The organism is Flavobacterium sp. P21 (assembly GCF_050632225.1).
Taxonomy (GTDB): domain Bacteria; phylum Bacteroidota; class Bacteroidia; order Flavobacteriales; family Flavobacteriaceae; genus Flavobacterium.
In genome coordinates this window covers 4,941,356-4,954,908 of record NZ_CP192585.1, presented here as the reverse complement: position 1 = coordinate 4,954,908, position 13,553 = coordinate 4,941,356, and the positions used below count along the sequence as shown (strand labels likewise).

Sequence of the window (13,553 nt, the reverse complement as noted above, 5' to 3'; positions counted from 1 at the left end):
TTATGAGAACATTAAAATCTTTATTCCTCTTAATCTTCTTAGCAGTTTTAAATTCGGGTTATAGCCAGAAAGTTTTTACTGAAAAAGATATTCAGATTGTGCCTAAACCAAATCAGTTGGTGTTGCAGGCTGGATCTTTTGAGTTTTCAAAAAATACCGTTTTTGTTGCAACTAACGATTTTCAAAAGGATATTTCAAATGCCTTGATAAGTAAATTTGAAACTGTCGCTGGCTTTCGTCCTGTTCTGGGAGCGAAAGCGCCAAAGAGCAATTTTATTCAATTTAAAGTTGATCCAAATTTTCATAAAGAAGCTTATAAACTCGAGGTAAACAATAATAGCATTACCATTACAGCAAATGGAAATGCTGGTTTTATCTATGGATTAGAAACGATCAGACAATTGCTTCCAACAGCTATCGAAAGCAAATATGCCATTACATCTGCAAAATGGCAGATCCCGAATGTGACGATTATAGATGAGCCACGTTTTCAATATAGAGGCCTAATGCTGGATTTGTCGCGCCATTTCTTTGATAAAAACTATATTTTATCGACTATTGATCGTTTGGCAATGCACAAAATGAACGTTTTGCATTTGCATTTAGTGGATGATCAAGGCTGGAGAATTGAAATCAAAAAATATCCAAAATTAACCGAAGTCGGCGCATGGAGAGTTGATCAAGAAAATTTAGCTTGGAATGCCAGATTGGTTACAAATCCAGATGAAAAAGGAACTTACGGTGGTTTCTTGACACAAGAAGAATTAAAAGAAATTGTAAAATATGCTGTTACAAAAAATGTTGAAATAATTCCTGAAATCGAAATGCCAGCGCACGTAAGCAGTGCTATTGCGGCGTATCCGGAATTGGCTTGTTTTGATCAGAGAATCGGCGTTCCATCAGGCGGTCTATGGCCAATTACAGATATTTATTGTGCTGGAAAGGAATCGACATTTGAATTTCTTCAGAATGTAATTGATGAGGTAATTACTATTTTCCCTTCAAAATACATTCATATTGGAGGTGATGAAGCGACAAAAACCAATTGGGAAAAATGCCCGAATTGCCAAAAACGAATGAAAGATCATGATTTGAAAAACGTTCATGAATTGCAAAGTTATTTTGTTAAGCGAATGGAAAAATACATCAATTCTAAAGGCAAAAAACTAATCGGCTGGGATGAAATTTTAGAAGGAGGTCTTGCGCCAGAAGCAACCGTAATGAGCTGGCGAGGAACCAAAGGCGGAACTGAAGTATGAAGACAAGGACATGATGTGATCATGACGCCAGAATCTCCTTGTTATTTTAATTTTTACCAAGGACCTCAAAATGAAGAACCATTGGCTTTTGATGCTTATAATCCATTAAATAAAGTTTACGAATTTGATCCTGTTGTTTCAACTATGTCGGCAACAGAAGCAAAGCATGTTTTGGGCGGACAAGCAAATTTATGGGCCGAATTTCTTCCGGGACCAAAGGATTCTGAATACATGATTTTTCCAAGATTGGTCGCTTTATCGGAGGTATTATGGAGCACAAAAGAAAACCGCAATTGGAATGATTTTACAACAAGACTAACTTCATTATTCAAACGTTACGATTATTTGGGAATCAATTATGCAAAAAGTGCCTATTTGGTTACCGCTTCTTCAAGTGCAGATTTAGAGAAAAAACAAGTGAACGTGACGCTAAAAAATGAATTTCCAAATCCAGATATCCGCTATGTTTTCGGCCATAATAATATTGGTCAGAATGCAATAAAATATACAAATCCAATTCAGTTTAAAGAAACGACGGTTTTGAAAGCTTCTCTTTTTCAGGATGATAAACCAGTAGGGAAAACATTTACAGATACAATCGTATTTCATAAAGCAGTTGCGCATAAAGTAAATTATTTGACGCCGTATAATAAAAACTATACTGGCGACGGGCCTTTTACGATGGTAAATACCATTCGCGGTTCTAAAAATTTCCATGACGGACAATGGCAGGCTTGGCTTGTAAATGATATGGAATTGGTGATTGATTTTGAAAAACCAGAAAGTATTCAACAAGTTACAGTTGGAACATTAGAGAGTCAAGGTGCAGGCGTATTTTTTCCGATACAAATAAAAATTTTGCTTTCTAATGATGGCATTAATTACAAAGAAGTTGGAAAAGTTTCGCGTCCGTATGCGGCAAATCCAATTTCTGAATTGAAAGATTTTAAAATCAATTTCCAACAGCAAAATGCCAGATATGTAAAAGTGATTGGGATGAATTTGAAAAAAGCCCAAGAGGCGAAAGCTCATGGCTGTTTGTAGATGAAATTTTAGTGAATTAAATAAAATAACAAAATCATAGTATGAAAAAGGGAATATTCATTTTAGCATTATTATTTTCTGTGCAATTGTTTTCGCAGGCGATTTATGAAGATGAACGTTATGTACCAGAAACAGATCCTGCCGTTTTGAAAAATTTAGAAGAATGGCAAGGAAAAAAGTTTGGTCTTTTAATGCACTGGGGAACTTACAGCCAATGGGGAATTGTGGAATCTTGGTCGATTTGCCCTGAAGATTATGGCTGGTGCGAACGAAAAAAGGAAGTAATCCGAATAATTATACGGAATATGTAAAAGAATATGAAGGATTGAAAAAAACATTCAACCCAACAAAATTCGATCCGACGAAATGGGCGAAAGCGACAAAAGCGGCCGGAATGAAATACATGGTTTTTACCACAAAACACCATGACGGATTTACAATGTTCGATTCAAAATACACTGATTATAAAGTAACAGATGCAGACTTGTCCTTTCAGCACCAATCCGAAAGCGGATATTTTAAAAGAAGTTTTTAATGCTTTTAGAAGCGAAAATATTTCGACTGGAGCCTATTTTTCTAAACCAGATTGGCATAATGAAAACTATTGGGATCCTTATTTTCCTCCTTTTGACAGAAATGTTAATTATGATCCATCATTATATCCTGAAAAATGGCAGAAATATGTTAATTTTACACACAATCAAATTTTAGAGATTCTGACCAATTATGGCAAAGTTGATATTTTGTGGCTAGATGGTGGCTGGGTAAAAAAGAGAGATTTACAGAACATCAAAGAAAACTATGCCTCAAAATTTGAAGAAAACGAATCTAAAAACGGTTTTATAAAACATAGAGTTGTAGATCAGGATCCTAAAATGGATGAATTGGTGGTAAAAGCACGTCAGAAACAACCAGGGTTAATAGTTGTCGATAGAGCCGTTCATGGCAAAAATCAAAATTATTTAACTCCTGAAAATAGAGTTCCTGAAAAAACATTGCCTTATCCGTGGGAATCTTGTATTACCTCAGGTGGTGGATGGTCTTATACCCCTGATGCAAAATACATGACGGGAAGACAAGGAATTCATATGTTGATTGATGTGGTAGCAAAAGGCGGTAATTTATTACTGAATATTGCGCCAAGCCCAGAAGGCGAATGGCGACAAGGTGCTTATGATTTGTTGGTCGCTTACGCAGATTGGATGAAGGTAAACAGTACAGCAATTTATGATACAAAACCAATTGCTCCTTACAAGGAAGAAAATATTTGCATGACGCAAAATAAAGCAGGAAATGTATTTTTGTTTTATTTGGCAAAAGATGGAGAGGACAAAATTCCTTCAGTAGTGACTGTAAAATCTATTAGTCCTAAAGAAGGAACCAAAATTACAATGTTGGGTTCAAAAACTTCTTTAAAATGGACTAAAGAAGCTAAGGGCTTTAAAGTTGTGATTCCGGAAAGTCTGAGAAAGAACCTTCCTTCAAAAGAAGCATGGACTTTAAAAATTGAAGCGATTAACAAATAATATGATATTAAGAAAAATGAGAATTTCACGAGCAAGCATGTTTAATCAACATGTCGCTTTTTGGTATTACAGTTTCTGCGCAACAACCAGCAGAGTTTGTGAATCCATTAATTGGTACTTCAAATTATGGAGCGACTTTTCCCGGACCAATTGCGCCACGCGGCATGGCGAGTATAAGCCCATTTAACGTTGCAGGGACTAAAAACAAACCTTTAGAAAAAGATAGTCAGTGGCTGTCTAATCCATACGTCAATGAAAATACATTTTTGACGGGATTCAGTCACGTCAATTTGAGCGGAGTAGGCTGTCCAGATTTGGGCGTAATTTTGTTGATGCCAACAACAGGAACTGTTGAGACCAATCATTTAAAATATGGATCCACTTATTCTAATGAAATTGCCAAAACAGCTTATTACAGCGTAGATATTGACAAATATAAAGTCAAAGGTGAATTTACAGCATCAAAAAGGGTAGGAGTAAGCAGATTCACTTTCCCGAAAGGGCAAGCTAATATTTTGCTGAATCTCGGTTTGGGATTAACCAATGAAGAAGGCGCGATGATTAAAGTAGTTTCTTCGACAGAAATTGAAGGAATGCGTTCTGTAGGCTCATTTTGTTATAACAGTCCTGAAGATGCTTATCCGGTATATTTTGTAGCGAAGTTTTCAAAACCAGCTTCTAATTATGGTGTTTGGAAAAAAACACAAAAATATGATGGCGTAGAAGCACAATGGATGGGCTACAACGGGAAAACGCGAATGATGAAAAATACCATCAAAACGGTGGTTGGAGATAGTATCGGAACGTATTTTTCCTATCAGTTTGATAAAAAAGAAACAGTTGAGGTAAAAATTGGAGTCTCTTATGTAAGTATAGAAAATGCTCGCGAGAATTTAGAAAAAGAAACAGCAAATAAGCCATTTGATACAATTTACAAAGAAACTTACGACGAGTGGAATAAGGAACTTTCGAAAATTTTGGTCGAAGGAGGTTCTTATCAGGATAAAGTGATTTTTTATACTGCCTTGTATCACACTTTGATTCACCCAAATGTTTTAAACGATAGTAATGGAGAATATCCAGAAATAAAAAGAAGTGAGATTGGTAAAACAGAAGGAACACGTTATACAGTGTTTTCTTTATGGGATACCTACAGAAACATGCATCCATTAATGTCTTTAGTGTATCCGAAGCAACAATCTGATATGATAAAAAGCATGTTGGAAATGTATGATGAAAACGGCTGGTTGCCAAAATGGGAATTGAATTCGACAGAAACATTTACCATGGTTGGAGATCCGGCAAGTATTGTTATAGTTGATGCTTGCTTAAAAGGAATTCAGGATTTTGACATATATAAGGCTTACTATGCCATGTTAAAAGGTGCAGATCAAGTTGAAAATAATCCGTTGCGCCCTGGACTTAAGGAGTATTTGGAAAAAGGATATTTGTCAACTAATTATTCTGGTCCTGTTTCTACTACACAAGAATATAATATGTCAGATTATGCGATTTCACTTTTAGCGAAAGCTTTAGGTGAAAAAGAAGATTATAAGCGTTTTGCAAAACGTTCATTATCGTACCAAAAATTATTTGACAAAGATTTGAAATTACTTCGACCAAAATTAGCTAACGGAAAATGGTACGAGCCTTTTGATCCTGAAGCAGGAGCTAATTTTCAGGCAAATGTTGGTTTTGTTGAGGGCAATGCTTGGCAATATGCCTTTATGGTGCCACATGACATTAGGGGATATATTAAATTAATGGGCGGCGACAAACCTTTTTCTGAACAATTGCAAAAAGTTTTTGACACCAAACAATTTGATATGGCAAACGAGCCGGATATTGCTTATCCGTATTTGTTTAATTACATAAAAGGAGAGGAATACAAGAGTCAGGAACTAGTAAGAAAATTAGTGAGAGAACATTTCAAAAATTTACCAAATGGACTCCCAGGAAATGACGATACAGGAACCATGTCTGCATGGCTGGTATATTCAATGATGGGATTTTACCCGATAACGCCCGGAGATCCAAGTTATACAATTACAACACCAATGTTTGATAAAATAACGATTCAGTTGGATCCAAAATATTACAAGAGAGAAAATATTGTAATTGAACGAGAAGTCAATAGTGACGGAAAAATCAAAGAAATTCAGTTAAATGGCAAAAGCCTGAACAGTTATTTTATTTCACATGATGATTTTGTAAACGGAACAACATTGAAAGTGATTCAGGAATAAGAACACAATATGATCTAAAAAAATAGGCCGTTCATTTGAGCGGCCTGTTTTTTTATAAAAGCTTTAGGAAAAGCAATATTTCTGTTTTATTAGTTTTTTGTTTTTACTCCCAATTCAGCAACTGAAATATAATTTCCATCTTCACTGCTCTTGCCAATAAATTTAATAAATCTCGCTTTCTCCGAAGTTTTTAAAGTAATAATTTGCTCGACAGGATTGCTTTTGATATTCGAAAATTCGCCCTCAGCAACTGTTTTCCAGTGTATGCCATCCGTGCTTACTACCCATTGGTAATTTTTTACAATACCGCCTGTACCATTTTGACGTGGCAAATAAGATAAAGATGAAATTTCCATTTCTTGTCCCATATCTATTCCAATGGATTGTGGGAAAGGTGTTATGGACGTATTTTCGGTTGTACTCCAAAAAGTCATTTCATTATCATCAATAGCATTTGACGCTTTTTCTTTTTCTGGATTTTCAAAAGTAGCGGTAACTATTTTCCAATCTTTTTTGCAGACATTGAAAGATTGAATCACAGTTTCACTTGATTTTAAATCTGCACCAAAAGATTTTGCTTTGATATCGCCTGACAATAAAAATGAAAATGCACTTTCGTAAATCGGAGATTGAACTGTTGGTTCTGTTCCATCAATTGTATAATGAATTTGATTTACAGGGGTTTCTGTAGAAATAGAAACGTTTCCATCCTTATCTCTTTTAATCTTTGGAAGCGCTAATTGTTCTGGTTCTCTAAAAACACCTATATCACTCAAAGCAATACAAACTGGAGATTCTTCAATTCGGATTCTCAATTTTGAAGTTGAAATGTAATTTGGTAAACGAATAAGACGATTTGCTCCGATACTAGTTGCTTCTCCGACTTTTTTCCATTTTCCATTAAAAAAAGCATCAAATTCGACTTTTTCAATACGTTGGCCAAGTTTGATGTTTTCTCTTAGACGAATGATATTAAAAGTTTGTTCTTTATTCCATTCTAAAGTTACGAACGCTTTTTTTACCTCATCATTGGTTGCCCAATACGTATAACGATCATTGTCGGTAAGATTTTTGGTTCCGAAGAATATTTCATTATCGCCTCTAATTTCCGAAGCTTTGATCACAGCTGATTGGGCAAGATTATCGGCAAACAATTTCTTTAGAAAATCGCCAAAATCTTTTAGCGCTTTAACATCATTTGGATGCAACAAACCGTCTGTAGTAGGTGAAATTCCCAAATCCAGACAAGCGCCTCTTCCAACAGATTTCAAATAAATCTCAAATAACTCAGAAACCGATTTAACATGATTATCATCGGTAGTGTGATAAAACCATCCATTTCTTAGCGGGACATCACATTCTGCAGGTTTCCAGAATTTCCCATTTCGAGTTCCTTCCGGTGCTTTATCCGAATTTGTTTCCCCTGGAGCGGCAACTAATTTTCCTGCAGTTGGTTCTGGTGTAAAGGTCGCCCAAGACGTTTCTCGTCGCAAAACCTTGTTCGTTTCCTACCCAACGCACATCGCCATTATCTGCAAAAATAACTGCTCCCGGTTGTAGTTTTTTTGAAATTCCCCAAGTTGTATCCCAACCGTAATAAGTTGAGCGATCGATATTTCGTTTTTCTCTTTTTCCTCCATAATACCCGTCTCCACCATTGGCTCCATCAAACCATGTGATGAATAATTTTCCGTAATTCGAATATAATTCGGTTAATTGCTCACGAAATTTAGTTACATATTGAGGTGTTCCATAATATTCATTATTTCGGTCCCAAGGAGAGCAATAAAGTCCAAATTTCATTCCGGCATTGCGTGTGGCAACTTCAAATTCTTTGACCATATCGCCTTTTCCATTTCGAAAAGGGCTTTTACTGATGTTATAATCTGTAGTTTTTGTTGGCCATAAACAAAATCCGTCATGATGTTTTGCTACAAGAATTACTCCTTTAAAACCGCCAGCTTTTGCCGCATTTACAATTTGGCTGGCATCGAATTTTAAGGGATTGAAAATTTTAGGGTCGGCATCTCCATATCCCCATTCCTTATTTTGAAAAGTGGTTGGCGTAAAATGGACCAAAACATATTGCTCTAATTCTTGCCATTGCAAATGAGCTTCTGTTGGCAAAGCTCCATAAGGCGCTGGAGGACCAATTTTTTGAGCGTTCATCGACACAAAAACAAAACAACTAAAAAGCGTTAATAACTGTTTTTTCATTTTTTTAACTTTGATTCATTTGTCAATATAGGAATCTTAATTTATTTTTAGAACAATTGCTTCCGAAGATGCTAAAGAAGTTCTAAGATTTTGTGGAATGCTAACGATAACTCCACCTTGAGTTTTCTTAGTAGCCAATTTTTGTTTGGTAGCCAATAAAATAACTTTTGGGCTCTTTAAGTCTGTTTTAATGGTAATTTCTGCGGGTAATTCTTTTTCCTCTTTTTCAGGCATATAAATTACGTAGACAGCATTTCCTTTTTGTGTATAACCCACTTTTCCGTCTAAATAGGGAGCGACAGGTTTGGTATCATAAATTGCTTCGCCATTTGCAGAAAGCCATTTTCCTACGTTAGCTAAAGTGGTCTCAATTTTTGGATCAAATTCTCCTTTAGCATCCGGCCCAACTCCTAATAACAAGTTACCTCCTTTTACCACGATATTGGTCATCAATTGAATAACTTCTTTTGATGATTTGTAATGATCATTCGGCACCCATCCCCAAGCGCCACCAAGCGTAATGCAACTTTCCCAAGGCACTGTCAATGGTTTCTCCGGAGTTTTTTGTTCTGGAGTCAAATAATTTTCATATTCGCTAGGAACCCAACGATCTACGACAAGCATTCCCGGTTGTTTTTTACGGGCAGTTTCAGCAATATGTTTCATGTCGATATCCATATCGTATGGATATTTGCAAAATTCTTCAACCTTTTTATTTATTGTAGAAAGTGGTCGAACCCAGCATCCGTCAAGCCAAAGAATATCTACTTTTCCATAATTTGTTGTCAATTCATTTAGCTGGTTTTGAGTGTACTGAACATAGCTTTTCCAACGGTCTGGAAACTTTTTAATGTCATAAGTCGGATTTCTGTCTTTTGGCGGATAGTATGACCACCAGAAATTTTCAGTAGTCCAGTCTGGTTTTGAGAAGTAAACACCAACAGCCAGTCCTTCTTTTCTTGAAGCATCTAAAACATCTTTTAGTACATCAGCTTTTGGATTTTTTGCATAAGGCAATTCTGGATTTGTGATTTTAAAATCAGTAAATTTTGAATCGTACATGCAAAATCCGTCATGATGTTTTGAAGTAAAAATCATGTATTTTGCTCCTGCATTTTTGAACATTTTTGCCCATTTTTCAGAATTCAAATTCGTTGGGTTTAATTTGAATTTTGTATTTCTGTAATCACTGGCATATTTGTAATAATCATCATAGCCGTCTCTGGTTACCCAGTCTTCTGGCGCCAATCCCCAAGATTCCACAGTGCCTAATTGCGTGTAAAGTCCCATGTGGATTAGGACTCCAAATTTATAGCCTTGCCATTTGTCAAGGTTGGCTTTTACTTGAGGGTCTTTTGTCCATACGTAACCGGCTTCTTCTGATTTGTTTGCTTCCATACTGAAATCGCCTTGCGCGTGAACAGAAAGCGAGCCCGCCAAGACAAATGCAGTATATAGTAACTTGAATTTATTTTTCATTTTGTTTTTGGTTAAGTCTTTATTGATGTTGTTGATTTGATTACTTAATGTAAAAATCAGGATCAATTAATCGGTTTCCGGTTTCGTCGTAAACAGCATAGTTAAAACCACTCTGAACACAATACGAGACCGTAATCTCCTTTTTTGTTCAAAGCAATAAAGCCAACCTGAATATCTTTTAGGTTTTTATTTCTGTTTTTCATCAGTTTTACGACGCGCTGAACGGCTTCTTCACAAGCTTTTTGAGGAGATCTTCCTTGGCGCATTAATTCTACAACCAAATGGCATCCCGCAATTCTGATTACTTCTTCACCGTGTCCAGTTGCGGTTGCGGCTCCAATTTCGTTATCCACATATAAACCAGCACCAATGATAGGAGAGTCGCCAAGACGGCCGTGCATTTTGAAAGCCATCCCACTCGTTGTACATGCACCAGAAAGATTTCCGGCCGCATCCAAAGCGATCATTCCAATCGTATCATGATTTTCGATATTGGCAATTGGCTTATATTCGGAAGTTTTTAACCATTCTTTCCATTCTCTTTCAGAATCGGGAACTAATAAATTTTCTTTTTGAAAACCTTGTGACAATGCAAATTGAAGTGCTCCATCGCCAACCAGCATCACGTGAGGCGTTTTTTCCATTACGGCACGAGCTACAGATATTGGATGTTTGATGTGCTCCAAACAGCCGACTGAACCAATATTCGACATTTCGTCCATGATGCAGGCATCTAAAGTCACGCGTCCGTCGCGATCTGGTCTTCCGCCGTAACCAACGCTTCTTTCTTTTGGATCAGCTTCTGGAACTTTTACTCCAGCTTCTACGGCATCTAAAGCTCTACCGCCGTTTTTTAATACTTCCCAAGCCGCTTCATTTGCTTGTAAGCCAAAACGCCAAGTTGAAAGTACTATTGGTTTTCTAACTTTTCCTTCTGGAAGTTCATTTTGTTCCTCTTTAAGTTCTTCCGCATTTCCGGTGAAAGAATTCAATACAACGGCCGCCGATGCGATTGCAGTTGTTTTTAGAAAATTTCTACGATTTGTCATGTCTTGTTTATTTTAATCTGACTGAATTCAATCAGAAAGTAGTTTGTTTTTTGGTTGTAAATAACGCAATTTCAATAAGATTGTTTTTTTCTGTGAGAATAACGCTATTGGTTTGATACTCTGTCTTTATTTGCTAAAAATAGGTGTTTTTATTGAAATACTAAATCGTATTAGTAAAATTAACGTAACTGCTTATTCTAAATTTATTTTTTTATTCTAATTAGAAAAACTCTAAAGTTTTGGCAGACCAATTGTTATCAAAGAAACCTGTTACTTTCATATCTGGCAAACCATTTAAGAGCAAGTCGGTTTTGAAAATCATTACGTCAGGAAAGCCTGTAATTCCTGAAATGTAATTGTTAGCCCAAGTTGCTTTCATTCCTTTTTCAGAAGTTCCAGAAACGACGCCTACCATTGCTGTTTTACTGTCGGATCTTGGTACAACAAAATATGTCGCCAAATCATTTCCTTTTAATGTTCTGTTGTCAATTTTTACTTGCTGATTGTCAATTTGGATTGGAGAATTTTTCAGCAACAATTTCCATGCGCTGTTGTTCGAAGCATTTCCGTAGATAATCACATTTCGGTCTTTGTATTTCTCTAATGAAAATTCCTTGTCAGAAATGACATCGATGCTTCCGTTTCCTCTGTAATAGAAAGTTTCGGCATCAAATCGGGCTCTGTTTTGGTACCATTCTTTTTCCAAAGCCGAACCGCCCGTCGCATAAACGAAGACGACATTATTATCAAATGCAAATTTAAAACCGCCTTGGCGTTCTGCATATTTTTTAGCAGTATTGATTTCGTTGATTAGTGTCCATTTTTCATCTTTTAAAGCTAAAATGGCTTTTTTATCTGAAGCAATCCTCAGAATTTGATCGTCAATGTTGATTGTAATTTCTTTGTTTATTTCCAATGAAGGCAAATCCAATTCCAGTATTGAAGCATTTTTGGTTTTAACAGTAATTGCTCCTTTATCGATTTTGGCATTAATATTAGAAAAATCAAATGGGCGAATTTGTTGTTGCAATTTGATCCAATAATCCGTTGAAGAAACCGCTGGAGTTGCCGTATAGAAATCAATTTCTTTCACATTTTTATTTGCTGGAATGGTTTGGCGTTTGAAAAATTCAAAAATCGGGAACCAGTCTACAGAATGATCTCCGTACCAATGTTCTCCACCAGGATATTCGTAATAACAGAAATTTGGATGAAAAGTTCCCAAAATCTGACGCATTTCGCGCACTTGCGAAATCGGAACAGTCGAATCGGCGTCGCCATGAAGAATATACACTCCGTCTTGTTTTAAATTTTGAACAAGACTTTTTACACGTCCCGAATTTGCAGAACGTTTGATGGGTTCATAAGCTTTGAACATATCATGCATTTCATCTCCTTTATCAAATCCGTAAGTTGAAATATCAGGATAAGAAGCACATGGTGCAATTGCGACAAATTTTCCTGGATAAGTAGTTCCTAAAAACCAAGTTCCGTGACCGCCCATAGAGTGGCCTGTTAAATAGGTTTGCTCTGGAATTGTTTGGAATACTTTTTTGGCTTCTTCCAAAACTTCCAAAGCGTCGATTCTTCCCCAATCTTCCCAATTAAATCCAAAAGGACGACGGTTTGTCGCGGCAACAATAGTGACCCAATCTTTTTGTTTGTAAGCACGCGACTGATTTCTAGCTTCAACAGAAGCACCGTGAACCGATAAAACTAACGCTTTTGGTCCGGTTCCTAAAGCAGGAGCAATGCTGTAATATTGTACACTGTTGTCAACTTTACTAAGAAAAGTGCGTTCATGATGAACTGTAGCAGAACGTTGCTGAATTGGGAATTCTGTTTTGTCCAATACTTTCCCGCTTTTGTCAATTAGCGTAAGTTCTAATTTTAGCTCCCCACTAAAGTCTTTTTTGCGGCTGGAACTTTGAATTTTACTTTTCTTACAAACATCGGCATAATGGCGTCAGTATTGTATGATGCGGTTTCTCCGCTAGATAAATTCGCAACGATTTTTAAGTCTTTCAAATCCTTTTCAGTTGCATTGATGACACGAACTGAAGCCCATTTTTCGTCTTTTTCTCCATTGATAACATCCGGAAGGGTCAAGTCGCGTTTGGTAAATTGAATGTTTTTTGAAAGCGCAATAATTTTTGATTTTACGCGACCAAAACGTCCTTTTGTATAAACAAATTCGTTAGTTCCTTTGCGGAGTTTAAAGGGAATCAAAGTATATCCAAAATCATAATGATCTCCTTCATGAGGCATTCCATTTATATAGGTGCGCGTTCCGCCTGTTGTTTCTAAAAGTACGATTTGTTCTTTTGGAGAATTATATTCGGTAAACAAAAAAGCAGATCTCAAATCCTTTCCGCTAAAAACTCCAACTGAATCTACTTTAATCGTTTGCCAATCTCCTTTTTGCTTGTTCGGATTAACAAATTTTCCTGTTGCGTATTGCCAAGCTATCGGATCTTGTCCGTTGAAAAGCGTACCGCTTTTTTTGTCGGCAGGCAGAAAATAACCTTCAGTGAATTGATGCAAAACACTTCCTTCAGCGGTTGTTTCTATTTTTTCTTTGCCAAAATATTCCACAACATTTCCCGTAGTTTTAGTTTGCGCAGTCAAATTTGAACCGAGAGCAAGAAGGAAAATTAAGAGTTCTTTTTTCATTTGTTTTTTAGTTTTAGTTTTTTGTTCCTGTTTTTCCAATTAAGCTGTCGTTAAATAATT

The 13,553-nt window shown here is 36.4% G+C and carries 9 protein-coding genes and 2 pseudogenes; 5 read left to right on the top strand and 6 right to left on the bottom strand.

The features are described from left to right. Positions 1 to 2: 2 nt before the first annotated feature. From ACQ9BO_RS24910 to ACQ9BO_RS24890, 5 genes and pseudogenes are all read left to right on the top strand, one after another. A pseudogene (locus ACQ9BO_RS24910) lies at positions 3 to 2,323 on the top strand (glycoside hydrolase family 20 protein). A gap of 21 nt (positions 2,324 to 2,344) precedes the next feature. Next, complete coding sequence (locus ACQ9BO_RS24905) at positions 2,345 to 2,614, top strand: alpha-L-fucosidase (protein WP_431242907.1); 270 nt, start codon at positions 2,345 to 2,347, stop codon at positions 2,612 to 2,614. Further along, positions 2,566 to 2,838 carry an alpha-L-fucosidase gene (locus ACQ9BO_RS24900; protein ID WP_431242906.1) on the top strand — a complete coding sequence of 91 codons (273 nt, stop codon included), beginning with the start codon at positions 2,566 to 2,568 and terminating at the stop codon, positions 2,836 to 2,838. The genes ACQ9BO_RS24905 and ACQ9BO_RS24900 overlap by 49 nt, the downstream gene beginning before the upstream one ends. Further along, complete coding sequence (locus tag ACQ9BO_RS24895; RefSeq protein WP_431242905.1) at positions 2,780 to 3,829, top strand: alpha-L-fucosidase; 1,050 nt, start codon at positions 2,780 to 2,782, stop codon at positions 3,827 to 3,829. The genes ACQ9BO_RS24900 and ACQ9BO_RS24895 overlap by 59 nt, the downstream gene beginning before the upstream one ends. Positions 3,830 to 3,879: 50 nt before the next feature. Beyond that, complete coding sequence (locus ACQ9BO_RS24890) at positions 3,880 to 6,075, top strand: GH92 family glycosyl hydrolase (RefSeq protein ID WP_431242904.1); 2,196 nt, start codon at positions 3,880 to 3,882, stop codon at positions 6,073 to 6,075. An 89-nt stretch (positions 6,076 to 6,164) separates the two neighbouring features. Here the strand turns inward: ACQ9BO_RS24890 and ACQ9BO_RS24885 are convergent, their stop codons facing one another. From ACQ9BO_RS24885 to ACQ9BO_RS24860, 6 genes and pseudogenes are all read right to left on the bottom strand, one after another. Next, a complete protein-coding gene (locus ACQ9BO_RS24885) occupies positions 6,165 to 7,568 on the bottom strand; it encodes a discoidin domain-containing protein (protein ID WP_431242903.1) in 1,404 nt (467 codons plus the stop codon). Further along, entirely contained in the window at positions 7,480 to 8,292 is an 813-nt protein-coding gene (locus ACQ9BO_RS24880) for an alpha-L-fucosidase (RefSeq protein ID WP_431242902.1), read from the bottom strand. Before ACQ9BO_RS24880 ends, ACQ9BO_RS24885 begins: the two co-directional genes overlap by 89 nt. A 36-nt stretch (positions 8,293 to 8,328) precedes the next feature. After that, the gene (locus tag ACQ9BO_RS24875; protein ID WP_431242901.1) at positions 8,329 to 9,771 is read right to left on the bottom strand and encodes an alpha-L-fucosidase; all 1,443 of its coding nucleotides are present in this window, start codon (positions 9,769 to 9,771) and stop codon (positions 8,329 to 8,331) included. Positions 9,772 to 9,811: 40 nt separating this feature from the next. Then, positions 9,812 to 10,820, bottom strand: a pseudogene (locus ACQ9BO_RS24870) (isoaspartyl peptidase/L-asparaginase family protein). A 220-nt stretch (positions 10,821 to 11,040) separates the two neighbouring features. After that, positions 11,041 to 12,672 carry a prolyl oligopeptidase family serine peptidase gene (locus ACQ9BO_RS24865; RefSeq protein ID WP_431242900.1) on the bottom strand — a complete coding sequence of 544 codons (1,632 nt, stop codon included), beginning with the start codon at positions 12,670 to 12,672 and terminating at the stop codon, positions 11,041 to 11,043. Between the two features lie 38 nt (positions 12,673 to 12,710). Further along, complete coding sequence (locus tag ACQ9BO_RS24860; protein WP_431242899.1) at positions 12,711 to 13,493, bottom strand: hypothetical protein; 783 nt, start codon at positions 13,491 to 13,493, stop codon at positions 12,711 to 12,713. Between the last annotated feature and the right edge of the window lie 60 nt (positions 13,494 to 13,553).

Bases quoted from the DNA above. Each gene is read 5' to 3' on its own strand.
- ACQ9BO_RS24890 (WP_431242904.1), top strand. From the start codon at position 3,880: ATGTCGCTTTTTGGTATTACAGTTTCTGCGCAACAACCAGCAGAGTTT.
- ACQ9BO_RS24905 (WP_431242907.1), top strand. From the start codon at position 2,345: ATGAAAAAGGGAATATTCATTTTAGCATTATTATTTTCTGTGCAATTG.
- ACQ9BO_RS24860 (WP_431242899.1), bottom strand. From the start codon at position 13,493: ATGAAAAAAGAACTCTTAATTTTCCTTCTTGCTCTCGGTTCAAATTTG.
- ACQ9BO_RS24880 (WP_431242902.1), bottom strand. From the start codon at position 8,292: ATGAAAAAACAGTTATTAACGCTTTTTAGTTGTTTTGTTTTTGTGTCG.
- ACQ9BO_RS24895 (WP_431242905.1), top strand. From the start codon at position 2,780: ATGCAGACTTGTCCTTTCAGCACCAATCCGAAAGCGGATATTTTAAAA.
- ACQ9BO_RS24875 (WP_431242901.1), bottom strand. From the start codon at position 9,771: ATGAAAAATAAATTCAAGTTACTATATACTGCATTTGTCTTGGCGGGC.